Source organism: Sutterella sp. (genome assembly GCF_030539355.1).
GTDB lineage: Bacteria > Pseudomonadota > Gammaproteobacteria > Burkholderiales > Burkholderiaceae_F > Sutterella.
On the sequence record NZ_JAUNSF010000042.1, the window covers coordinates 1 to 22779 of the forward strand.

Annotated in this window: 16 protein-coding genes; 8 read left to right on the plus strand and 8 right to left on the minus strand. The window is 65.5% G+C overall.

All coding sequences use genetic code 11. The annotated features are described in order from the left end of the window. Positions 1–2689 (plus strand): autotransporter domain-containing protein (locus Q4F91_RS07385; RefSeq protein WP_303336279.1); only part of this gene is annotated, 2689 nt, incomplete at its 5' end. Positions 2690–2856: 167 nt separating this feature from the next. On the opposite strand, the gene Q4F91_RS07390 is transcribed toward Q4F91_RS07385, so the two are convergent. Further along, positions 2857–3879, minus strand: coding sequence for a hypothetical protein (locus tag Q4F91_RS07390; RefSeq protein ID WP_303336281.1), 1023 nt, complete (start codon positions 3877–3879; stop codon positions 2857–2859). 23 nt (positions 3880–3902) lie between these two features. Then, positions 3903–6935 (minus strand): AAA family ATPase, encoded by a 3033-nt coding sequence (locus tag Q4F91_RS07395; protein WP_303336283.1) that lies wholly within the window; start codon positions 6933–6935, stop codon positions 3903–3905. A 227-nt stretch (positions 6936–7162) separates the two neighbouring features. Between Q4F91_RS07395 and Q4F91_RS07400 the strand changes: the two genes are divergently transcribed. Next, positions 7163–7597 carry a hypothetical protein gene (locus Q4F91_RS07400; protein ID WP_303336285.1) on the plus strand — a complete coding sequence of 145 codons (435 nt, stop codon included), beginning with the start codon at positions 7163–7165 and terminating at the stop codon, positions 7595–7597. Positions 7598–7703: 106 nt separating this feature from the next. Here the strand turns inward: Q4F91_RS07400 and Q4F91_RS07405 are convergent, their stop codons facing one another. Continuing rightward, positions 7704–9506: a flavocytochrome c gene (locus Q4F91_RS07405; RefSeq protein ID WP_303336287.1), complete on the minus strand. Its 1803-nt coding sequence runs from the start codon at positions 9504–9506 to the stop codon at positions 7704–7706. An 852-nt stretch (positions 9507–10358) separates the two neighbouring features. Here Q4F91_RS07405 and Q4F91_RS07410 point away from each other — a divergent pair. The 5 genes from Q4F91_RS07410 to Q4F91_RS07430 all read left to right on the plus strand — a co-directional run bounded on the left by Q4F91_RS07410 (position 10359) and on the right by Q4F91_RS07430 (position 16667). Then, positions 10359–11312 (plus strand): nucleoside hydrolase, encoded by a 954-nt coding sequence (locus Q4F91_RS07410; RefSeq protein ID WP_303336289.1) that lies wholly within the window; start codon positions 10359–10361, stop codon positions 11310–11312. Between the two features lie 14 nt (positions 11313–11326). Beyond that, positions 11327–12718 carry an MFS transporter gene (locus Q4F91_RS07415; protein WP_303336291.1) on the plus strand — a complete coding sequence of 464 codons (1392 nt, stop codon included), beginning with the start codon at positions 11327–11329 and terminating at the stop codon, positions 12716–12718. Between the two features lie 262 nt (positions 12719–12980). Then, positions 12981–14045, plus strand: coding sequence for a hypothetical protein (locus Q4F91_RS07420; protein ID WP_303336293.1), 1065 nt, complete (start codon positions 12981–12983; stop codon positions 14043–14045). Between the two features lie 150 nt (positions 14046–14195). Further along, entirely contained in the window at positions 14196–14975 is a 780-nt protein-coding gene (locus Q4F91_RS07425; protein ID WP_303336295.1) for an NYN domain-containing protein, read from the plus strand. 1446 nt (positions 14976–16421) lie between these two features. After that, positions 16422–16667, plus strand: coding sequence for a LuxR C-terminal-related transcriptional regulator (locus Q4F91_RS07430; RefSeq protein ID WP_303336297.1), 246 nt, complete (start codon positions 16422–16424; stop codon positions 16665–16667). Between the two features lie 114 nt (positions 16668–16781). Here the strand turns inward: Q4F91_RS07430 and Q4F91_RS07435 are convergent, their stop codons facing one another. Together Q4F91_RS07435 and Q4F91_RS07440 are read right to left on the minus strand one after the other, a co-directional pair. Beyond that, positions 16782–16964 (minus strand): hypothetical protein, encoded by a 183-nt coding sequence (locus Q4F91_RS07435; protein ID WP_303336299.1) that lies wholly within the window; start codon positions 16962–16964, stop codon positions 16782–16784. Further along, positions 16964–17191, minus strand: a complete 228-nt coding sequence (locus Q4F91_RS07440; RefSeq protein WP_303336301.1) for a hypothetical protein — start codon at positions 17189–17191, stop codon at positions 16964–16966. Before Q4F91_RS07440 ends, Q4F91_RS07435 begins: the two co-directional genes overlap by 1 nt. 489 nt (positions 17192–17680) lie before the next feature. Between Q4F91_RS07440 and Q4F91_RS07445 the strand changes: the two genes are divergently transcribed. Then, the gene (locus Q4F91_RS07445; protein WP_303336303.1) at positions 17681–19333 is read left to right on the plus strand and encodes a hypothetical protein; all 1653 of its coding nucleotides are present in this window, start codon (positions 17681–17683) and stop codon (positions 19331–19333) included. A gap of 253 nt (positions 19334–19586) precedes the next feature. Here the strand turns inward: Q4F91_RS07445 and fdhD are convergent, their stop codons facing one another. From fdhD to Q4F91_RS07460, 3 genes are all read right to left on the minus strand, one after another. Next, on the minus strand, positions 19587–20483 hold the full coding sequence (gene fdhD / locus Q4F91_RS07450) for a formate dehydrogenase accessory sulfurtransferase FdhD (RefSeq protein ID WP_303336305.1): 897 nt from the start codon (positions 20481–20483) through the stop codon (positions 19587–19589). Between the two features lie 71 nt (positions 20484–20554). Continuing rightward, positions 20555–21523, minus strand: a complete 969-nt coding sequence (locus Q4F91_RS07455; protein WP_303336307.1) for a formate dehydrogenase accessory protein FdhE — start codon at positions 21521–21523, stop codon at positions 20555–20557. Between the two features lie 419 nt (positions 21524–21942). Continuing rightward, positions 21943–22656, minus strand: a complete 714-nt coding sequence (locus Q4F91_RS07460) for a cytochrome b/b6 domain-containing protein (RefSeq protein WP_303336309.1) — start codon at positions 22654–22656, stop codon at positions 21943–21945. Positions 22657–22779 lie beyond the last annotated feature (123 nt).

Here is a 22779-nt window from a genome sequence, read left to right on the forward strand (position 1 = left end):
GTCACAATTCACTTCCTCCGGGAATCTCACCATCGCGAACGGCATCACGGTGAGCAGCGGATCGGCAACGGTAAGCGGCACGCTCTCCGGCGGCGCGACTTCCGTCACCTCGGGCTCGCTCACGGTCGCCGGGACGACGACGAACCTCAAGTCCCTCGAACTCACCTCGGGCACGTTCACTGCCTCGTTCGGATCCGGAACCGTGACTGTCTCCGGCGCGATCAGCCTCTCGAACAACTCGACCTACTTGGCAAGCGGTTCGACCTCAGCGGATTCGCTCTCCGTCCTCTCGGGATCTCAGTTCACCACGTCCGGCGACCTCACGGTCTCGAGCGGCATCACGGTGAACAGCGGATCGGCGACGGTTGGCGGCAAACTCTCCGGCGGCGAAACCTCCGTCACCTCCGGCACGCTCACGGTCGCCGGCGCGACGACGCTCGCGTCCCTCACCCTTGCGGACGGCGACTTCACGAGCACCGCTGCGGAAACGGCGACGGTCTCGGGCGCCCTGGAGCTTGACTCCGGCTCGACCTGGGCCGCGGCCGGCACGACGAACGTCGGAAACCTCACCGTCTCCGGAGGCTCGACCTTCGGCATCGCCGCGGACGGGACGTCGGGCGCGGCGCTCGCCAGCACGGGCGCTGTGCTCGTGGCCGGCCTCGCGACCGACGGCACGGCCTCGAAGCTCTTCGCCACGGCGGCCGACCTCAAGAGCACCCTCACGGTCTCCTCCGGAGCCTCGGCCGAGATCTCCGGGGAACTCGACGTCGCCGGTCTCACCACGGTGTCGGGAAGCGGCTCGCAGCTCGTGAGCACCGGCACGGCCTCGCTCGCCGGTCTCGCGATCGCGGGCGGCGCCGGCACGGCGGCCGCGTACTTCACGAGCCTCACGCTCACCGCAGCCTCGACGGTCGGCACGAACGCCCTTCTCTACATCGGCTCGGGGAGCGGCATGACGCTCGCCGATGCCCAGTCGACGCTCACGTCGTCGCTCGCGGCCTCCGGCGTCTCCGGATCGGGCACGGACTACACGAGCATCCTCGTGCTTGACACGCTTTCCGAGACCTTCTCGGCCTCGGGCGGCCTCACGATCGGCTCTGCCGACGCTGCCGCCGCCGAGGACGCGATCCTCGTGGGCACCGGCGGCGCGGTCATCGTGAACGCGGGCGCAGTGTCGGTCTCGACCGACGGAAGCACGACCACCTGGACCGTCAATGTCTCGAGCGACCTCTCAACCGAGGGCGGCGTCATCGACATCTCCTCGATCGGCACCGTGACCGCGGACACCGTGCTCAGACTCACGGGCGACGGCAAGTTCACGGGCGACTCCATCACGATCCTCACGGGCAGCACGCTTCTCACGGCGAACGCCCCCGCCGAGGACGGGTCGGTCACCTTCACGCTCTCGACGAGCGGCAGCTCCTTCATCACGGACTACCTCTCGGACGAGCTCGGGAGGCTGATCGCCGACGAGTACGCCGCGGGCCGCATCACTGCGGAAACGAACGACGGCGCGGGCTGGATCGGCACCCTCATCGAGAACGCCGCCACGGCGATCCAGGCAGGACGCTCGACCGCCGACGTCTCGCGCGAGTTCGGGCGCGCGGTCGAGTCGGCCGCCCGCCTCACGGCGCTCTCGGGAACGTTCGAGGCGTCGATGGCGACCGTCGGGATGCTCACCGGCATGACCGACGCGCGCCTCGGCTTCAGCGCCGCCGGCGGATACCCGGCCTCGCGGCGGATCGGCGGCCCGGACGCGTCCTTCCCGGGCTTCACGTTCGCGGACGCCTCGGACTACTCGACGATGACGGACGCCCCCGCCCCTGCCCCGGCACAGCCGAATGCCTTCGCGGGCGAGGGAACGGTCGTCTGGGCCGCGCCCGTCTGGTCGAAGTCAAGGAGCGACGGCTTCGGGGCCGGTCCGTTCACGCGCGGGCTTGACGCCGACTTCACCGGCATCGCGCTCGGCGTCGACTGGGCGGCCGGCGACTCCTCGCGCCTCGGCATCGCCCTCGAGGCGGGCACGGGTGACGCGGACTCGACGGGCTCGCTCGTCAAAACCTCGACCGACTACGACTTCTACGGCGTCACGGGCTACTTCGGCCGCGTGAGCGGCCCCTGGTCCTTCGCGGCCGACCTGAGCCTCGGTCTCGTCGACGGCGACCTCTCGCAGGCGAACGGCAGCACCCGCATCACCGCCGACGTGAAGTCGAAGGTCTTCTCAGCGGGCGCGAAGGTGAAGTACGCCTTCGCGACCGAGGCGGTCGACGTCGCGCCCTACCTGGGTCTCCGGGTGAGCGCGGTCCGCATGGACGGCATTACGGCGAGGTCGGCCTCCGCGGAGCTCCTCTCCACCGACGCGGAGACGAAGACCTTCGCCGAGGTGCCCGTCGGCGTGCAGTTCTCGAAGGCCCTCGTCACCCCGGGCGGCACGGCCGTGAGGCCCGTGCTCGACCTCTCGGTCATCCCCGTGATCGGTGACCGGGATCTCGAGAGCACCGTGAGATTCACGGGGCTCGCGGGGTCGGCGAAGACCTCGACCGAGGTGCTCGACCGCGTGAACTTCAAGGCATCGCTCGGGGTCACGGCCGGGAAGGGTCCGGTGAACGTCGGCCTCGGCGTCTCCTGGACGGGCAGCAGCAACGCCGACAACTACGCGGCGACGGCGAGCTTCTCCTGGAGGTTCTGACCGCTCATCATGAACCCGGGGCCCGGAGGGGAAACCTTCCGGGCCCTGCTTTCTTCAGGGCCGCCCCTGAGGCGGTTCCTCCCGGGCTCACCCTCGGCGGGAGCGGGTGCGGTTTCGTTTCGCCGGGCGGGTGCGATCTCGTGTCGCCGCCCTCCGGCGCGGGGCCTTCAGGGGCGCATCACGCAGCCGAAGTGCTCCTCAGCGATGGCGTTCAGCTGCCGCCGGATCTCACTGAACTCGCAGTTGAGGTCAAGCGTCCTCAGCTCAACGAGCTTTCCGCCCTTGAGGGGATAGGTGTGCGTGAAGTCGACCGCGCCCTCTGGCTTCGCATAGAGGAGCAGCCCCGAGACGGTCGTCCCTTCGACGGCGACGTAGTTGTTCACGTAGCCGTAGATCTGCTCCAGATGATCCTGACGATGGCGCTCCTGCCCCCAGCGCTCGACCGTCGCGTGCTCGTAGTACTTGGCGTCGATGATCAGCACCCTGTCGCCCATTGAAAGCGTGATGTCGGTGCGCATCACCGGCAGGAACGCGAGGCTCTCCTCGTCGGGCAGTTCATCAAACTGCCAGCGGATCCACGAGGCCGACGTCTTCCCCGGGAACTCCTGCCGAAAGTACTCGAGAAGGAACTTCTCGTAGAGGCGGTGCATCGCCTGGTCGTCGAGGAAATCCATCACCCGCACCGAGCCGTCCCGCTGAGTCATCAGCAGCCCCTCGATCACGAGTCGGCAGAAGCTCATGAGCGTGCGGTAGAGGTAGTTGTTGCGGTTGAAGTTGAGCCGCCAGTTGATGTGCGCGGGCTCGAGCGGCTCGACGCCCGCGAAGGACGCGGCGAGGCGCCTGAGCGTCCTCTTTCTCGCCGGCGCGATGTCCGCGTGGACGAGAAGGTTCAGCGTCGTGCGGATGATGCGGTTCATGTACGAGTTCACCGAGAACTCATCCCAGCCGCAGACGAGGCGCTTCTTCGTCAGCGTGCCGCCGCGCAGCGTCTCGCTGAAGACGATGCGCCCGCGCATGGCGGCGAGTTCGTCCTCCTGAGGAACATAGTCCTTGCCGATGCCGCGCTTCAGGAGCTGCGCCACGCCCTTCGCCAGGATCTCAGCCGAGAGATCGGCGACGTTCTCGAAGCGCTCGGTCTCGATGCTCCGGAAGCCCCTTGGATTGAGGTTTCCGAAGGCATACGCGAGCATGTGCCAGACGTTCCGGACCGGGATCATCGGACGGCCGCCCTCAAGGCCTCGGCCCAGTGGGAGGCACGGTCCGGGTCGTCGTACCAGTACTCGCGGACGAGCGGAATGATCTCGTACTCGACGATCTCGCCGATTTCCCCGGGATCATCGGCTGACAGGCCGCAGAAGTAGCTGTGTCCGACCTCAAAGCCGCTCCCGAGCGTCTCGTCGGCGCGGATCTCGACGTTGAGCTTCCGCACGCACTCGACCAAGCGGTTCATGCGGTCGCTCGCGAGCCCCGCGAGGTACTCCGTGAACCCCCGCGAGGAGAAGCCCGGCTTCATGTCGAAGAAGGCGAAGCGGCGCCTGAGCGCATAGTCGATGATCGCGATGCTGCGGTCGGCGGTGTTCATCATGCCGATCAGGTACACGTTCGCCGGAACGGTGAAGGTGCCCTCCCCGTAGAGGAGCTTCACGCGCTTGCCCCGCTTGTCGGACTCGATGAGCATCAGCAGCTCGCCGAAGATCTTCGAGAGGTTGCCGCGGTTGATCTCGTCGATCACGAAGAAGTAGTCGCGGCCGGGATCGGCCTCGGCGCGGCGGCAGAACTCGAAGAACGGCCCGTGGCGAAGCTCGAACCCGTCCCTCGTGGGCCGCCAGCCCATGAGGAAGTCCTCGTAGGCGTAGTTCTGATGGAACTGCACCAGGCCGACGCGCCTCTGATCCTTCGCGCCAATCATCGACCAGGCGAGGCGCTCCGCGGCGAAGGTCTTCCCCACCCCGGGCGGGCCCTGGAGGATCACGTTGCGCTTCCTGCGGATGAGCCGCACGAGCGTCGCGTAGTCGCTCTCGTCCATGTAAACCTCGGAGAGGAAGTCCGCGGGCGAGTAGGGCTCGGGCGTGTACTCGGGCTCCGGTTCGGGTGCGGGCTCCGGGGCGGTGACGGCCGCCGTGGAGGCGACAGCTGCCGCGGCGGGCTTCTCGTCATCGATCACGCCGAAGTGCGCCTCAAGCTCGGCGATGTAGTCCGGGAAGTTCGTCACCTCGGTTAGGGTCTTCATCGGAATGCTCTCCGAGGCGCTCCACCGTTCGCAGTGCGTCCACGTGACCTTTCGCACGTTTCGGAAGGTGTCGCGCCCGAGGACGCCGTCCACCTTGAAGATGTAGTCGGAGATGACGACGCCGCGGCCGAGGATCGTGTTGCTGCCCTTCTTCGCGTAGATCACGTCGCCCGGTTTCATCTCGTGCGAGAACTCCCAGAGCGCGAGCGACACGTTGGGGTACGACGCCGCCTCGAGTTTCTCCGTGAGGCGCGTGTTGATCTCCTCGCGCGTGCCGTACTGCATGAGGTCGCCGAGGAAGTCGTAGCCCCAGCCGATCGCAATGATGCCCTGCTCATGGCACTGCTCCCAGAGCGAGGCATTCTCGCCGGCCGCGCAGGCCCAGTAGCGGGTGCCGTCCGTGACTGAGTCTTCCTCGGCGGCCGCCTCGGCCTTCTCCTTCCCCGAGACCATCCAGGCCTCCCTCGAGAGTTCAGGAATCGTGCTGAAACCCCATCGACCGGTTCCGAGTTCCTGAAGAATGGCCTCGCAGATCCGGTCATAGCGCTCGCCGTCGGGCACTTCACTGAGGTTCCCGTACACCTCCGGGTCATTAAGCGCCATGCACTCCGGATCAAGCAGGAACCTGCGGTTTTTCTTGTCGAGGTTGAGGTACCTGTATGCGCGCACCCAGAAGAGCCCCATGGTGTGCCGCCAGCGGATGTACTTCGTCCCTCGGACGGCGTCATAGGCCCTGATGAAGGCGGCGCGCTCCGAGGCGTTCTCTCCTGCCGGCGCGTCTGCATAGGCGATGGCCGCGGCAAAGAGAGACCAGAGATCGTCAATGCCGTGCGCACTGCGTTCCGGATCGTTGGTGAACAGATAGAAGGTGGCCTTCTGATTGTTGAGGACGGGCACGCCCTCGAAACTCTGCGGCACCGGAGTCTTCACTCCGAGCCGTTCGGCGAGCGCGCCCGCGGTGATGATGCGTTTCTCGTTCGTGAGGCCCTTGTTGAAGAGCCCGAAGATCGTGAATGGATCGATGTCAGAAGGCGGATATACGTCATCAAGCTTTGGATATGTCACCCCGCGCGCGGCAAGCGCTGAATACATCTCACAGATGATCGAGATGAGCTCCCCTCTCCGCTCCCGGTAATCGAGCAGCCTGTCGGCGAGCTCCGAATAGAACAGAATCCAGTCAAACGAGACCTCGCGGTCCGTCTCATCCTCCTCGTCGTCATCATCGTCACCGGCCTCCGCAATGAGCCTCGCCTTCTCCGCCTTACGGCGCCGGTTCTCCTTCTCGGAGACGTCGTAGGTGAGCGCGAAAAGCTCCGCGAGACTCTTCACAGTGCACCCCTCGGCGATCACGGCGGCGAGGGCGTCGCAGATGCGGACGTACCCCTCGCCCGAAGGCACCTTCCTGAGCGATCCGATCGCCTCCGGGTTCCGGAGCGGCACCGTGTCCGTGTCGGTGAGCACCCAGCGGGTCCGCTCGTCAAGACACACAAACTTCCCGGGCCTTGCCCAGAAGAGGCCGAAAGTGATCATCCAGCGCACGCCGCTGTTGGTTCGTGCGCGGTCAAAGGCCTCGATGAAGGCCTGCCGCCGCGCCTCCCCGCCTTCGTCGGCAAAGGGGAGCGCCGCGGCGAGCAGATCCCAGAGGTTGTCGATGTCCTCGGGACGGCGCTTCGGATTGGAGGAGAAGCGATAGAAGGTGCCCTTGCGCTTGTCGAGCACCGGAATGCCCGCGAAATTCCTCGGAACCGCGGCCCTGACGCCGAGCCGTTCGGCGAGTCCCCCGGCGATGCGGATGCGGTTCTCCGTCGTGAGGCCCTTGTTGAAGAGCCCGAAGACCGTGAAGGGGTCGATGTCGGCCGGCGGATACTCGCTGTCGAGCGTCGGACACTTGATGTCGATCGCACGGAACATCTCGCAGATGATTCCGATGAGCTCGCCCCTGCGGTCGCGCCAGTCAAGCAGCCGGTCGGCAAGCTCGGTGTAGAAGGGAATCCAGTCGTGCGAGATCTCGTCCATTTGCGGCATCCTCATGAGAGCAATTGAATGAGTCTACAGACCGGAGCCCTGTCAATCAAGACGCTGATTGACGCAGAAGGCCCCTGCGAGGCACCGGATTTGCTGCGTATCCGAGACAGTCACCGAGGAGTCGCCCGATTCCCCCGAGGAACACCCGGGGCGCCGCCTTGACAAAAAGCTTTTCAAGTGGCTAAATAGATTAGAGATTTAACACAGGAGCCGCAGACATGGCCTACACCGAGTACAAGATGGACATGGAGAAGATCCGCGAGCGCGTCAAGGAGATGACCGAGAATCTCCGGCGCAACAAGGGCCGCGAGGATCTCGCGAGGCACGGCTCGGGGGTCATCTACTGGCGGCTCCACGACAAGCCCTCGTCCTACGTGGGCTACGGCCCCTACTGGTTCGCCTTGAAGGCCGTGCTGCGCCGCAACGGCTTCGATCTCGGCCCCGCGAACGACCCCGAGACCGAGCTCGCCTACTCGGGGAAGACCGACGAGGAGACGATGGTGATGGCGGAGACGTTCCTCGAGATCTACGACGAGACCTTCTTCCAGGGCACGCGGACCTTCATGCTCGACGGCGAATCGGGCGCGGACTGGACTCTCTTCGATCCGGACATGGAAATCTGGGCGAAGGACGTCGAGATCGAGCTCTGGTGACCGGCTTGTCCGGCATGGCCGGCTCCTCCCCCGGACACGAAGCGGGCGGCATGGCAAGAACCACGCCGCCCGCTTCTTTTCAGATCAGACGATCAGCCGTGACGGATTACTTGATCTTCACGGCGTTCGTGCCCGCGGTGTGACCGAAGACCATCACGTCGGCAATCGCGTTGCCGCCGAGACGGTTCGAGCCGTGGATACCGCCGGTGACCTCACCCGCGGCGTAGAGACCCGGGATCGGGCTGCCGTCGGCATTGAGGACCTGCGCCTTGTCGTTGATCTTCAGGCCGCCCATGGTGTGGTGAACGGTCGGAACCTTGCGGCAGGCGTACCAGGGACCCTCGGTCATCGTCTTGTCGGCCTTGTTGTTGGCGAGGAAGCCGAGCTTGTCCTTGGTCTTCCCTTCGACGACGGCGTTGTAGTTGGCGATGCTGGCCTTGAGCTTCTTCGCGTCCATGCCGGTCTTCTTGGCGAGGTCGTCGAGCGTGTCGCCCGCCACGACCGAGCCGAGCGCAACCATGTTGCGGATCGTCGCGCCGTTGTTGTCGACGAAGTCAACGCTCGGGTAGCGGATGTGGTTCACCACGACCCAGTACTCGCCCTTCGGCTGCTCGAAGATCGCCTTCGCGAGCACGTCGCGGGCGGCGCCTTCGTTGACGAAACGGTCACCTTCGATGTTTACGAAAATGCGGTTGCGGCCCGAGGTGCGGATGTTCTCCATCAGACCGGTGCCCGGCGTGCCGCAGGGATGGATCTGGATGTCGTCAAGACCGATCACGTCGGCGCCGATCTTCTGGCCCATGGCGATGCCCTCGCCCTGGGCGGCCTTCTGCAGGTTCGTGCAGCCGATCGACTTGTCGAGGTTCGCTTCCTTCCAGACGCCCGTGTTGAACTTCTGGCGCATCTCGATGTTGGCGCCGAAGCCGCCCGTGGCGATCACGACGGCGTCGGCGTCAACCGTGATGCTGCGGCCGAAGTTCTCCGCGAGCACACCGGTCACGCGGCCGTTGGCGGTGACGAGCTCCCTGGCGGAGGTGTCCGTGAGGACCTCGATCACCTTGGAGTTCCCGATCACCTCCTCGAAGGTGCGGATGTAGGTGTTGCCCGAGGGCGTGGCCGGATAGTGGCTGCGCTGCCAGAGCGCGCCCGTGGCCGTGCCGATCTCATCCTTGAACTTGACGCCGAGGGTCTCAAGCCACTCGACCTCCTTCATGGAGTTCTGGGTGAGGTGACGGACGAGCTCCGGCGTGCCCTTGTTGTGGCCGCCCTTCATCGTCTGGTCGTAGAACTTGTCGTACGAATCCTCGATGCCCTGCTTGCCCTGGCGGACCGGGTCGACGGCGTTCAGCGCGCCCTCGGAGACGTTGGTCGAGCCGCCGAGGAAGCCGAGCTTCTCGAGCACGATCACCTTCCTGGCGCCGGCCTGCTCGGCCGCGATCGCGGCGGCAAGACCCGCGCCGCCGCCGCCGATCACGACGACGTCAGCCTCGTACTTGGCCTCGACGGCCGGACGCTGCTCGACCTTCTTCGTGAGGGCCGGCATGTCGCCGCCCGCCTGCTTGAGGCAGTCGCGGACGCCCGCGAGAAGCGCGAAGCTCGAGATCGTGGCGCCCGTGACGGCATCGACGCCGGTCGACTGGTACTGGAGAATCTTGTCGGAGACCTTCTTCAGCGCAACCTTGCCCACGCCGATCGTCTCGAGGTTGTCCGTGTAGTCGATCGACTCGATGCGGTTCTGCGAAACCGTGACCTTGACGGTCATCGGGGCGTTGTGGCCGGTGACGTTCGCGGTGTAGGTGCCCGGCTTGAAGGTCGAGGGAGCCGTGGCGACCTCGGTCGTGCTGCAGGCGCTCAGACCCAGGGTGGCGGCGGCGACCGCAGTGAAGACCGTGGCAAAACGAGTGTTCATGTGTTTTCTCTCCTTGGTGAGGCCGGTGCCGATCCAGGATTCCGGATCTCGTGTCCCCCGGCCGCATTTGTAAATTTTACAACCCGGCCGCCTCCTGCGAAACCTGCGAAAGTTCGGAAATCGAATAATTACGTATTCAAAAATATCGCATTTATCATACGAAACGCCGTTATCCGCTCCGCCGCAGGGGATTCGGGGCGGATAAGGAATTACCCGGGGATTACAGGCCGGTCACAGTCCTTTATCATGGATATTTCGGGCAGCCTCCCGGTCCCGTTTTACCCGCCCCGGCGGGAGTGTTCCTACGCGGATGTCGGGCGGCATCTTTCACCGGCCCGTTTTCCCCGCGCGAGCGGGGCTGTCACTTCGTCGCCCGTTCTGAATTCCCGTCAGAGCGGGCGATGTTCTTTTTGAGCGGAGATTTCGGGCGGAGATTTGACAGACCCGCCCCCAGGCGAGTGAAATGTCTTCGTGGTTACCGCCCGGCTCCTGCAATGGGACTTGCTGAGGGATGCGGCCTCTTTGTCTGGATTTGGACTTCCTTCATAAAGCTGCCGCGCCGGAAAAGTCCTTCGGGCGCTGCCGGGCGGAACCGCTTCCCTTCCCCTCTTCCTCCCGCCTCCCCGCGCCTCTTCCGCGACGCGCCCTCCTCTCCTGCCGCCGGCCGTTCCTTCCGGCCCGTCCCGCCTCTATATACCGCTTCTAGGTACATTTACTTAGCACCCGCGGATCCTTAGAATCGCAGGCAATTCACCCAAGCGGGCACACCCGCCGCGCCTTTCCCGGCCGTAACGCTCAGGCGACGGCTCCGCGGCCGCCCTCACGAGAAACTCTCACAGGAAAGAGAACGAAATGGAAAAAAGGAAGATCATCCTCGACTGCGACCCGGGTCATGACGACGCCATCGCGATGCTCCTCGCCTGGGGCAGTCCCGTCATCGATCTCGTCGCCGTCACGACGGTCGCGGGCAACCAGACGATCGAGAAGGTCACGCGCAATGCCCTCGCCGTCGCGCGCGTCGGCAACATGCAGGGCCTCACGATCGCGAAGGGCTCGCGCCGCCCGATCATCCGCCCCGAGACCGAGAACGCCCCGTCGATCCACGGCGACTCCGGGATGGACGGCCCGCGCAGCCCCAAGCCCATGCACACGCTCGACCCCCGCTCGGGCGTTCAGGTGATCATCGACACGATCATGCAGAACCCGCCGAAGACGATCACCCTCGTTCCGACCGGGGCGCTCACCAACATCGCGCTCGCGGCCAGGGTCGAGCCCCGCATCGTCGAGCGCGTGAAGGAAGTGGTCCTCATGGGCGGCGGCGCGCACGTCGGCAACTGGTCGGCCTGCGCTGAGTTCAACATCAAGATCGACCCCGAGGCCGCGTACTGCGTCTTCCACGAGAAGTGGCCCGTCACCATGATCGGTCTCGACGTCACGCACAAGGCGCTGGCCACCCCGGCGGTGATGGCCGACATCGCGGCCCTCGGCACCAAGCCCGCGAAGTTCGTCTGCGACCTCATTGACTTCTTCGGGAAGATGTACAGAAAGGAGCAGGGCTTCGACGCGCCGCCCGTGCACGACGCCTGCGCCGTCGCGTACGTCATCGACCCCACGCTCTTCACGACGCGCCGCTGCCCGATCGAGGTCGAGCTCACGGGCACGGCGACCCTCGGCATGACGGTCTGCGACTTCAGGAAGCTCGACTATCCGGACTGCAGCACCCAGGTGGCGCTTGACATCGACCACGGCCGCTTCTGGGCGCTCATCACCGACGCCTTGAAGCGCATCGGTCAGGTTGAGTTCTGACGGGAGACCGCTCAATGACGAACAAGTCTCCGCGCGTCGTGGCGCTCCTCATCGCCCTTCTCGCCGCCTGCATTGCGTTTCAATTGAACGCCTCGATGCTCGGGCCGGTGCTCATCACGATCGGCCGCGAGCTCGCCGCCGACGAGGGCGCGGTCGGGTTCTCGCAGACGGCCTTCTTCACCTCGGCCGCCCTCTTTTCGCTCTTTCTCCCGAGGCTCTCCGACATGCGCGGCCGCCGGCTCGTCCTCTCGGTGATGCTCGCCGTGATGACGCTCGGCACCGTGATGGCCGCCTGCGCGACATCGATCGAAATGCTCGTCGCCGCCCGCGTGATCCAGGGCGTCTCAGGACCGGTGGTGCCGATCTGCCTGCTGATGCTCCGCAGCGAAATCCACGACAACCGTCTCTACGCAACGCTCATGGGCGTGGTCACGGCCGTGAACGGCGGCATCGCCGGCATTGACGCCTTCGCCGGCGGCTTCATCGCCGCGCACTTCGGCTTCCGCGGCGTCTTCTGGACGATCGCCGTCATCGCCGCGGTCGGCACGGCCCTCGTCGCGAAGTTCGCGCCCGAGTCGAAGCCCTCCGCGGGCCGCCGCATGGACTGGACGGGCGTCGCGTTGATCGTCCTCTCGCTCGCGCTGATGCTCTATGCGCTCAACCGCGCCGCCGACTTCGCGAACTTCTCGGCCGCAGCCGTCTTCGGCTCCGTCGCCGCGGGTCTTGTGGCGTTCTGGCTCTTCGTGAAGGTCGAGAAGCGCTCGGCCGAACCGTTGGTCGCCGTCGAGCACCTGAAGCGCCGCGCGACCTGGTCGCTGCTTCTCACGACCACCCTCACGATGACGGGCGTCTTCGCCGTCGTGAACGGCATCGCGATGTCGATCGCGCAGAACCCGGAGGCGGGCTTCGGGCTCTCGCCCGACATGGCGGCGCTCTGTCTGCTGACGCCCTATGCGCTCATCGGCTGGCTCTTCGGACCGTTCTCGGGCCGCATGGCTCCGGTGCACGGGTACACCTTCATCCTGCGCCTCGGGCTGCTGGGTTCCATCATCGGCGTCGCGATCGTGCTCTTCGCGGGTCTCTCGAGTCTCGCTGGGCTCGTGGTCGGCATCGTGCTCCTCGGCATCGCCTATGCGGGCTGCGCGAACATTCTCTTGAACGGCCTCGGCGTGGTGCTCTCGCCCGAGGAGTTCCCGGGGTTCCTGCCCGGCATGAACGCCGGAGCCTTCAACTTGGGCGCCGGCCTCTCGTTCGCGATCCTGCCGATGGTGCAGATGATGTTCTCGGGCGCCGACCCGGCCTCGACCTCCGGCTACTCGGCCGCGGTGGTGACCGGTCTCGTGATCACGGCCCTCGCGCTCGCGACAAGCTTCCTCATTCCGCGCCCGGTGCACGCGGAGGACTGACCGCCGGTTTCTGACCGGACTCATCCGAAAACACCTCCAGCCTCCCGGTCTGAATTCAGGCCGGGAGGCTTTTTCGTGCATGGTTCTTTTGAGGAACCGCAGTGAAAACTGCCGCCAGGCGCTGTACATCCAGCTCGGATAATGGTCCTTCCGACCGTTTTTCGGGCCGCCCTCACGGCTGCGACAGGAAACGGCTCACCCCTACTGCACAATTGGTCCGGAACATTTTTCGCGTCACCTGTTTTTCGATTGCCCAAGCCTCATGAAGTACATCACCTACTGGAACGCCGAGCACACCGTCAGCCGCATCATCCTGCGCGAGGACGCGCCCGAACTCGGCGACGAAGCGCCCGGCGACTTTCTCGCCCGCCGCTTTGGCGCGCAGATCTGCGCGCTCAATCCGAACCTGCGTTCGCTCCTGGAGCTTGACGGCCGTCCCGACGTCGACCAGTTCCATTGCAGCCGTCTCTCCTGCGATCTCCTTGAGGTGAGCCGCCTGAAGGAAATGCCGCCCGACGCCTTCGTCTGGGTGCTCGAGCAGAGCGTTCCGCCCGCTGCCTTCCGGGATCCGTCATGGCGCAGCTTCATGGTGTGGCACGACTACATCAGACACTGGGACATTCATCCCGTGACCATCCGGCGCTACCGCGACGAGGTGCAGAACCGCGCAGCGGTCCTTGCCGTCGGGATCCTCGTCTTCACGAAGGACTTGTGGGCGAAGAGCCGCAGCGGGAAAAAGCCCTTCACCGAAGCGAACTGCCTCGCCGTGGCGAAGCCCCTCTGCCACCACCTGAACAAGATCCTCACGGGCGTGAAGTGCCGCGTGGTCGAGCTCTCCCACGAGGCCGCCGGCGTGAGCGCCCCCGGGCTCACGGTCGCCGAGGCCGGCGACTTCATCCGGGAGTCCGGGAGCCCCGTCGTCTTCCCCGCCGGGGACTTCGAGGAGGTGCGCACGGAATCGAGCGGGGTGCACTGGAAGCTTTCGCCGGACCTCTGGGTCTCGGTCGGGCACGAGCCCGCGGGCGAGGACGGGTCGCAGGGCGGCTGGGTCGCGATGCTCTGCCGCGGCTTCGACGGCCGGATCGAGAAGCGTGCGGAAACGGAGCGCCTTGAATCGAAGGAGGCCGCGGCCGCGGAGGCCGCGCGCCGCTGGCCGGGCATCCGCATGACGAACGACGACGAGGAATATGCCATGTCCGTCGCGGCCGTCGGCGCCGTGCGCACCGGGATCCCGGTCCTTGACGGATGGCTCTGGGAGGGCGGCGTGCCCGGGCCGATCCGGCTCTGCAAGCCCGACGACCTCATGGAGGATCTGAGAAAGGGCTGAGCCCCGGAGCGAGGCGCGCCGGGCCCTTCCCCGCACGCTTTTCCGTGGCTGTCCGGGTCTTCACTTCAGAGAGGCCCCTTGCTATGCTGATCAGCTGTCGCCTGAGAGCACAGTCAGCAGAATCAGGCCACCCCCTCTGAAGCCATAGTCATGGACGAACTCAAGAAAATCGCCGTCCTCATCGACGCCGACAACACGCCGGCGCGCGTCATCCGCAACACCCTGGACGAAATCGCCACCTACGGGCGCGTCGTCGTGAAGCGCGCCTACGGCAACTGGTCGAAGCCGAACCTCGCCTCCTGGCTCCCGGTCCTCAACGACCTCGCGATCAAGGCCGAGCAGCAGACCGACTACGTCACGGGCAAGAACACGAGCGACATCGCGCTCATCATCGATGCGATGGACCTGCTCTACACGGGGCTCTACGACGCCTTCGTGATCGTCTCCTCGGACAGCGACTTCACGCCTCTGGCGCTGCGCCTTCACGAGTCGGGCGTCATGGTGATCGGCGTGGGCGAGACCAAGACCCCGGTCCCCTTCCGCAACGCCTGCGACGAGTTCGTGATCATCGAGAACATCGGCCGCTCGAACAGCTACGGCAGCTCGTCCTCGAGAAGCAGCGGCGAGCCCGAGCCCATGGCGAGCAAGGCCGAGTTCAAGGAGCTCCACGCCCTTCTCGCCAAGGCCTGGTACACCTACGAAGAGGAGGGCTACTGCAACGTCTGCTCGGCCAACACGTACCTGCGCCGCGCGAAGCCTGACTTCGACTGCCGCACCTACGGGGCGACGTCGCTGCCGCGTCTGCTCGAACGGTTCCCCCACCTCTACCGCGTCGACCGATTCGCCGGCAGGGGCGGCGTGACGATCGTCGCCTACCGCTGCCTCAACCCGAGCCCGGCGGCGCTCAGGGAGCTGCAGGAAGGCTATTGAGAACACTCCGGAGGAGTCACTCATCACGGCGCGCGGTGAACCAATGTTTTCACCCGCGCCGTTTTCATTACGGCGTCAGGCCGAGAACGGTGTTTTGCCCCGGCCCCTCTTCCTTTCAGATCGAGGGGAAACAACCCGATGATCCTCCTCGGGAATCCCCGGAACCGGCATCCGGCACCGGAGCCGTCCGCCGTACGCAGGCACAAAAAAAGCACCGGCGTCCTTACTTGGGTGATCTAAACCATGGAAGCCAGTGCTTTTCCGGCTGTCGGATGAGCTCGCTGAAAAGCTCTCTTTGACAACCTTTGAATTGAATATATCAACGCCAAAAGGTTTTGTCAAATTTTCTGTCTTTCAAGCGTGATAAGGCACTTCATCCGTCGGGATGAGGCGGCTTTTCAGAGAACGGGAAAGGCGCTTCAACGGACTCGGGCACCGCCCTTCCCCGGATCCAAAAACCTCCCCCGCCGCCGCCCGGACTACGACATTCTCCTAACTCCCTGAGCGGCAGGGAAAGTCATTTCCCCGACGGGAGAATGGGCCCGATCGCGGCAAAAGGCCCGGTCGATTATGGTGTCGCCTGAGGGATACAGACGTCAAAAGGCGCGATATTCCGGCTTCGCCCCGATGCATTCCGAATGCGGATTCCGGAAAAGCCGGTGTCAGAATTCCGGAGCGGAGGTCCCCTGCCGGCCGCTCCCGGCCGCCTCCTCCGCAGGCACCTCCGGCAGGCAGCCTGACAGACAGCCCGTCAGGCGTAAACTTAATCAAGTTGAAGAGGCGCCCCGACGAAACCCGGGAAAAGCGAAATTTCGTATACGCCGGAATGACTTCGGGGACCCGGAGTCCCTCAACTCCGCGTCCCCGACGCCAGAAATATGAATTTCGACGTAAGTATACACAGAAAACGTCCGTTGTGCGTGACCGCTTACGCAAAGCAAAATCCCTAATAGACAGACACTTACCGAAAGATTCTGAAAAATTTGAGGGAAAACGCTGAGGTGATGCAAAACAGCGCCGCGCCCCCCTGCGGACGTGTCCTCAGGATTGATCGAAAACAGCAGATTAATTTTGTGAGTTCCGAACTTTGCGCAGCAAAAGTTCGGAAACCGAAATTTATGGTTCCGATAATTTCTCTCTACCGACGTTCCTCGTCCTCGCCTCCCGCAGAGGGATTCCGGCCGGAGAGGGGGGTTCTCTGTGCACTCGTTTCCTTCCCCCGTATGAGTTCGTCTCACCTGGGAGACGGATTCAAAAACGGCGGAGCGGCGCGGTCACCGCGCCCGGAGGAAAGGCGGGCGGCGGCGTCTGAAGCGAACCGTGAGTCCTGCGCACGGGCTGGAGGGTCAGATCAGGTTGATCACCACGAGCAGCACCGGCAGCACGAAGACGAGGCCGAGCGTGGTGGCGCCGATCGGCTCGGAGAAGCTCCTCGCGACGGTTGACATGGCCTTGAAGAAGAGCCCGGCCTACGGCGTCGTCACCCAGGTCGACGCGCCGCAGGAGCCGCTCTCGGAGCGCGAGGAGCAGGTCGCCCGCCTCGTGCTCTCCGGCCTCACCAACCGCGACATCGCCGAGCGCCTCGGACTCTCAAAGCGCACCGTGGAGTTCTTCCGCGCGAACGCGATGCGAAAGCTCGGCGCGCACAACGCGAAGGAGCTCCGGCACCGGTTCAAGCTTCGCTACCCGTAGGCGTTCCGCTCCGGACCGTTCACCGGCCGGCAGAGACACCGGGCCCGCCGAACCTGATCGACGGGCCTTCCGCTTCTCCGCTCCCCGCGACGGCGCACGGTTCGACGGCCGCGGTCAGCCGTTCCCGGGCTGCTCCGACTCCCCGGACCAGGCTTCCCGCAGACCGGCCCTCCCCGCTCTTTCGGCCTCCTCCTGTTTCCGGATCTCGTCCCCGTAGAAGCGGCTGATCAACCAGACGAAGCCCGCGAGGATCAGGACCGCCCAGATGCCCGAGAGCCTGATGAACGCCTCGTACATCAGCTCCTCCCGTGGCTCACGATGAACATCGCCGCGAGCATGCAGATGACGCACGCGACTGCCGCGACAATCCTCAGCTCCGCCGTGGAGCCCGCGAGCGGAAAGGCCGCGATGATGACGCACACGACGGTGAGCTGCACGAACAGGTTCGCATAGAGCTTCGCCGTCTCGGTGCGGTTCCTCACCAGCGCGCCGGCGATGCGGACCATCAGATCCCTGAACTTCATTTTTAGTACCTCCTCTGAAATCCGCCGGAAGTCACTTCAGCCCCCGGCCTTCGACGGTCAGCTGCCGACCGCCGCCTCCTTCACGCAGACGCCGGGACAACGGCGCCCCTCCGCCCAAGCCTCATGGAATGCGCCGATATTCTCGATAGTCTGCGGTTTCCCCGGACCCTAGCCCGCCTTCCCTTCTCTGTCAAGGGGGCCCTGAGCCGCTTTGATACGAAGATCACGTTTTGCAGGGAAAGTTCAGGATCAGCGCTGTGATTTCCAGGAATTATCAGCGGCCTTCGAATCAATTTCAAAGAAGTCTGCAAGGCCGTTGCGCCTGCACACCCGGGGTCAGGGCTGCCGTCGGACTCACCGCCCCGAGCGATCCGGGGAGCGATCGTCTTTCAAGTATTCACGATATTTTTTCTCAATCCGATGTATCATGTCCTTCCCCGCGGCCTCGACGAAGGCTGCCCGGAATCAGTTTCATCAGGAGGAGGAGACATGAACATCAAGACGCAGGAATTCGCGAAGTCCGCGGCGAACCGCGCCACCACGCTCGGCCAGGCCGTGCTGCTCGCGGCCGCCCTCGATCTGCGCCCCGAGACGGGCGCCTGGAAGATTCAGTTCGAATCCGTGGACGACGTGGCCTGGCACCTCTCGAACGTGCTCCGCGCGCCCGTTCCCGCCGGCGACATCGCCGGGGAGATCGAGCGCTGCGGGTTCCCGATCAGGTTCTCGGTCGGCGCCGACGGCAATCCGGCCGCGTGCCTCCTCGGCTTCCTCATGGATCAGCGACCGGGCATCACCGAGCTCGCCGAACGCGTGCTCGAGGGCATCCCGGAGAAGAGCGTCATCTGGCTCTGCGCCACGCTCGACGGCGTCACCGCGGCGCTGCGCACGGCGAAGACCGGCTCCGCCCCGGTGCGCATCATGGCCACCGCCAGGAGCACGGCGCTCTATGCGAAGGCGCTCCTCAGGTTCGCCGCCTCGGTGCGCGGGCCCGGGTTCGTTGACACAGACCGCCTCGAGGCGGAGCTCCTCACGGAGATCCCGCGCGAGGGCGCCTTCCTCGTTGTCGAGCGGAACTTCTTCCCCGAGGACGCCGCGGGGATCCGCGCCGTCGAGTTCTGCCTCAAGCACTCCGCCCGGGCGCTCGTCTTCTGCCCCGGACACCTCCTCTACCGCACCGCGCGCGAGGAGACCGGGCTGAGGGCGGAGCTCGTCGGGAGCGGCCGTCTCGAGTCCGTGATCGAGCTCGAGACCGGAGTGGCGGAAAGCCGCGTGCACGCGCTGCTCCTCGGGAGCGCCGGCGAGAAGCGCGGGACCGTTGAGTTCCGGCAGATCCTTCACTCGGACCGCCCCTGGGGCTCTCCGCAGTCCCTGGAGCCTTCGGAGCTCTTGGAGCCCGGTGAAGCGCCCTCGGAGACGCTCACGCGCACCGTTCCCGTCGCGGACCTCGCCGTCGGCGCCCCGAGCCTGATGCCCGGCCGCTGGGTCGAGGACCGGAGCGCCGCCGTGATGCGCGACGCTCTCTCACAGCGCGTCTCCCGGCCGCTCGACCACTGCTCGACCCTCATCAAGGCCTATGACCTCAAGAAGTACAGGGTGACCGAGGCCGAGCTCGAGGCCGTCAACGGCGACATGGAGCTCGAGCGCGTCCGCGAGGTCATCCCGTCGGACATCGACCGGTACGGGTTCATCAATCCCCCGGAGAAGGAGTTCCAGGTCCGCCGCGACGATCTGCTCTCGCCGATGGTGAAACGCCAGTCGCTCAAACCCGGCGACGTCCTCATCACCGACCGCGGCACCGAGGAGTGGATCGCCCGCGTCACGCTCGTCGAGGAGATCCCCGAGGGCGAGACCTGGGTGGTCGGGCAGAACTTCACGATCATCCGCGGAGCGAGGGAGCCCGTCTTCCTCACGGTGTACCTGAGGAGCGCCACCGTGCAGGCCGAGCTCATGAAGCGCTGCGGCGGCCGCATCACGCGGCAGCTGAAGCAGATCGACCTCGCCAAGTTCCCCGTGGTCGAGCCCGACGGCGAGATGATCGTGAAGGCGAAGCGCATCCACGGCAATCTCAAGAAGAAGGTGGCGGAGCTCCGCGAGGCGGCCGCTGCGGCCGAGACCGCGAACCGCTTCGACCTCCTCGCCTGAAGCCCTGAGGCACGCCCGGCGCCCCGAAAAAAAAGCGGACGCACACCCCATGTCCGGGAGTTGTGCGTCCGAGTCGCATGACCCAGGCCTCTTACAAAATACCGGCTCATTGCGGAGCGGAATGCACCCGTCCCGGGTAAGCCGGCGGGGAAATTGGAGGCTGGGCGGGCAACGAGGAGGAAGACTTTGTCAGGGCCTCTTCAGAACTTCATCAGGGCCCTGGGGAAGTTTTCCCCGGAGAAACAACGTGTTTTCAGCCCCTCCTCATCCCGAGGATGCGTTCGGGGTGCGTGTAGACGTTGGCCCGATTGCGGCGGCAGAAGGCGACGAGCGTGACGCCGGCCTTCTCGGCCACCTCGATCGCGAGCGCCGTGGGCGCGGACACCGCGAGCACGATCTCGACCCCGCACATCGCGGCCTTCTGGATCATCTCGTAGGAGGCGCGCGAGCTGATGACGAGCGCGCCGGTCTTCCACCCCGAGCGGGCGCGAAGGCCGAGAAGCTTGTCCAAGGCCACGTGACGGCCCACGTCCTCGGCGCCGCCCGCGAAGGTTCCGTCCGGGTGCACCCAGGCCGCGGCGTGGGTCGAGCCCGTGAGACTCCCGAGCTTCTCGACGCGCTCGAGGTACCTGAGCGCCTCCTGGTAGTGGGCCAGGTCGAAGGTCTGCGTGAAGGGCACGCGCGGCGTCGGGCGCACGGCGTCGGTGAGCGACTCCACGCCGCAGATGCCGCAGCCCGTGCGGCCGGCGATCGAGCGGCGCCGGTCCTTGAGTTTCCAGAAGCATTCCGACGAGATGGTGAGCTCGACGGTCTTCCCGCCGCGGCAGCCGTCCGTGACCGCGATGTCGTGGATCTCGGAGAGCGAGGTCACGATCCCTTCGGCGAGCGAAAAGCCCACCGCGAAGTCCTCGAGCATCGTCGGGGTCGTCATCATCACGGTGTGCGAGATGCCGTTGTAGGCGATCGCCACCGGCACCTCCTCGGCCACCCAGTCGGTGTCGGGGCCCGAGGTGGCGTCGGCGATGCGCACGATCTCCACTTTCCTCGCCCCGACGGCGCCGAACCGGTCGTCGGCCTCGGCCTCGGGAAGCGAGCCGAAGGTGCCCGGCAGGAAGGCCGGCATCATGCTGATGTCTCCGCAAGTGTTCATCTCTTCCTCCTTCTCTGCCCTTCGTCTGTGTCCTCTGTCGTTCGTCCGGCGGGCATGAGCCCCCTCGGGGATCAGTAGTTGCCCTTGCCCGGGGCGGAGCCGCCCATGGTGGCGTCGCCCGGTTTGAGCACCTTCTGCGGCACCGTGCCCTTCGTCACCGCCTCGTCGTAGGCCTCCTCGAGGCCGGTGAGGACGATGCCCTCGACGTCGGGGTTGAAGGTGAGCTCGTCGCCCGGGGCGAAGAGCGTCGGCATCGCGGCGTGGCACGCGGCGCAGATGTGCAGGCGGTGGTTGTCGTCCGTCTCGTCCGAGATGTAGGAGAGGTTCGAGACCGTCTGATCGCCGCAGCGCGCGCAGCGGATGCGCTCGAAGGACCACGAGGCGCCGCAGACGCCGCAGTAGAGCTTCTTCACGTTGCCGTGGTTCGTGGTGGCGGCCACGGCCGCGACGTCGGGCTCGGACCCGCAGCAGAAGCACGTGGCCCTCTTCGTGAAGGAGGGCGCCGACTCCTCCTTCGCCTCGAGCCGGCGCGAGCACTCGACGGCGAAGCGGTCGAAGTAGGCGCGCAGCGCCTGCCCGAGCACGGGGAGCACATAGGCCTCGCGGATCATGGCGGGGACCTTCGCGGTCATCGCGACCGCGGCCTCGTAGGCCGTCACCGGGTCGGCCTCGGCGCTGAAGAGGAAGTCGTCGGTCGCGAAGATGCCGAAATCAAACGCGGCGGCCTGCGCGGCCTCCCCGTCGGTGAGCCTGAGCGATGCGAGGAGGACCTTCGCCAGGCGCTCGAGGTCGCGGCGGAAGCTCGCCGGGGTGATCTTGACCACGCCGAAGGCGAGCACCGTCGGGCCGCCCTGCGCGGCGGCGAGGATCTCCTCGTCCGCGGGCTCGCGCACGATCGTCACGTCGGCGTCGGTGAGCGAGTTGGCGAGCGTGGCCGTCTCGAGCATCAGGGGCCCGTAGACCGCGAGGCGCGCCCTCACGTCACCGTCCTTGTAGGCCTGGTAGCGCATCAGCGCGCGTTCGATCGACTTGCGGATCATCTCGGAAATTCCTCTTCGTTGTCTCATCTGCCCCGTCCGGGCGGGCGGATTTCCGCTTCTCCGGAGGGCAGTGCAGTGTTGTGTGTTTTTTTTGCCTTCCCTCTGAAGGAATCCTCTCCGGCGCCCGGGGGAGGCGCGGCGGGCGGGATTTCAGGGGGCCATGGGGGGGTCTCGGGAGGCGTTTGACGAGCGGCGCGGGGAAGCGCCGCCTTTCTCCGGGAGAGCAATGCGTCCTTTTCGGAGGCTTCGCATTGCCCTCCCCTCTCCCCTCAAGGGGAAGAGCGGGGAGGATTTTCATGTCGCCGGCGTGACGGTCTTCAGGAAGAAAGCCCCCGGGGCTGATGTGTGGGCTGCACCGGTCCCGGGGGCTTGAATCATGACTGACTTTTGTCACGTCGGAGCCGTGAGGCTCGGACTTCTCAGTCCTTCTCGACCGTCACGTTCTTGCCGGTCGTGAGCTCTTCGTTGGCCCAGTAGCCCCAGTGATAGAGGGCATCGGACTCGCTCACCTTGCCGTCGCCGAACATGATGCGGGCGGTGCCCTTGTACGGCTCGAAGATGCCGGCGCCGAGGTAGATGTGCGCGATGCCGACGATCACCGTGAGGACGAAGAAGATGTCATGCAGGAGGCGCGCCCAGAGGAGCGTGTCAGCGCTGAACTCGACCTTCATGCCGCCGCCCGGAAGCAGCCCCGTCTGCAGCCACAGGATCAGACCGGTGACGGCCATGATGATGCAGAAGAAGAGGAGCGCGCCGTCGGCGAGACGCTGGGCGGACTTCACATGATGCTGGGGCGGCATGTGAATCTTGCTCGGGAAGAACAGATAGAGCGGGAACTTCGAGGCCCAGGTGTAGTCGTCCTTGTCCCACTTGCCGAAGATGTCCTCGGCGAAGAGGTGCTTGAAGCCGCCCGGGCTCATGATGATCGCAATCAGCGGGACCACGATGTACGGGATCGCGATGATGCGGTGCAGCATGCGCATGGTGTTGGTGAACTCACCGCCCATGATCGAGCCGCCGAGCTCGGGCCAGAAGACGAAGAGGCCGGTCACTGCAAGCAGGATGCAGGTGATCGCGCCCACGCCGTGGGTGACGCGCGTGAGCAGCGAGTGACGCTGGATATAACGGGTCATCTGTATTCACTCCTTATCTGTCAGTGCGAGGCCTTGCCGGCTTTCTGAGCCTCAAGGGCGGCCTTCGCCTCGGCCTCGGCCTTCGCGCGCTGCTCGGGCGTCCACGAAGCCTTGGCCTCCTCG

Coding starts and splice junctions, on each gene's coding strand:
- Q4F91_RS07390 (WP_303336281.1), bottom strand. CDS start 3,879: ATGCTCGCGTATGCCTTCGGAAACCTCAATCCAAGGGGCTTCCGGAGC.
- Q4F91_RS07395 (WP_303336283.1), bottom strand. CDS start 6,935: ATGGACGAGATCTCGCACGACTGGATTCCCTTCTACACCGAGCTTGCC.
- Q4F91_RS07400 (WP_303336285.1), top strand. CDS start 7,163: ATGGCCTACACCGAGTACAAGATGGACATGGAGAAGATCCGCGAGCGC.
- Q4F91_RS07405 (WP_303336287.1), bottom strand. CDS start 9,506: ATGAACACTCGTTTTGCCACGGTCTTCACTGCGGTCGCCGCCGCCACC.
- Q4F91_RS07410 (WP_303336289.1), top strand. CDS start 10,359: ATGGAAAAAAGGAAGATCATCCTCGACTGCGACCCGGGTCATGACGAC.
- Q4F91_RS07415 (WP_303336291.1), top strand. CDS start 11,327: ATGACGAACAAGTCTCCGCGCGTCGTGGCGCTCCTCATCGCCCTTCTC.
- Q4F91_RS07420 (WP_303336293.1), top strand. CDS start 12,981: ATGAAGTACATCACCTACTGGAACGCCGAGCACACCGTCAGCCGCATC.
- Q4F91_RS07425 (WP_303336295.1), top strand. CDS start 14,196: ATGGACGAACTCAAGAAAATCGCCGTCCTCATCGACGCCGACAACACG.
- Q4F91_RS07430 (WP_303336297.1), top strand. CDS start 16,422: ATGGCCTTGAAGAAGAGCCCGGCCTACGGCGTCGTCACCCAGGTCGAC.
- Q4F91_RS07435 (WP_303336299.1), bottom strand. CDS start 16,964: ATGTACGAGGCGTTCATCAGGCTCTCGGGCATCTGGGCGGTCCTGATC.
- Q4F91_RS07440 (WP_303336301.1), bottom strand. CDS start 17,191: ATGAAGTTCAGGGATCTGATGGTCCGCATCGCCGGCGCGCTGGTGAGG.
- Q4F91_RS07445 (WP_303336303.1), top strand. CDS start 17,681: ATGAACATCAAGACGCAGGAATTCGCGAAGTCCGCGGCGAACCGCGCC.
- fdhD (WP_303336305.1), bottom strand. CDS start 20,483: ATGAACACTTGCGGAGACATCAGCATGATGCCGGCCTTCCTGCCGGGC.
- Q4F91_RS07455 (WP_303336307.1), bottom strand. CDS start 21,523: ATGATCCGCAAGTCGATCGAACGCGCGCTGATGCGCTACCAGGCCTAC.
- Q4F91_RS07460 (WP_303336309.1), bottom strand. CDS start 22,656: ATGACCCGTTATATCCAGCGTCACTCGCTGCTCACGCGCGTCACCCAC.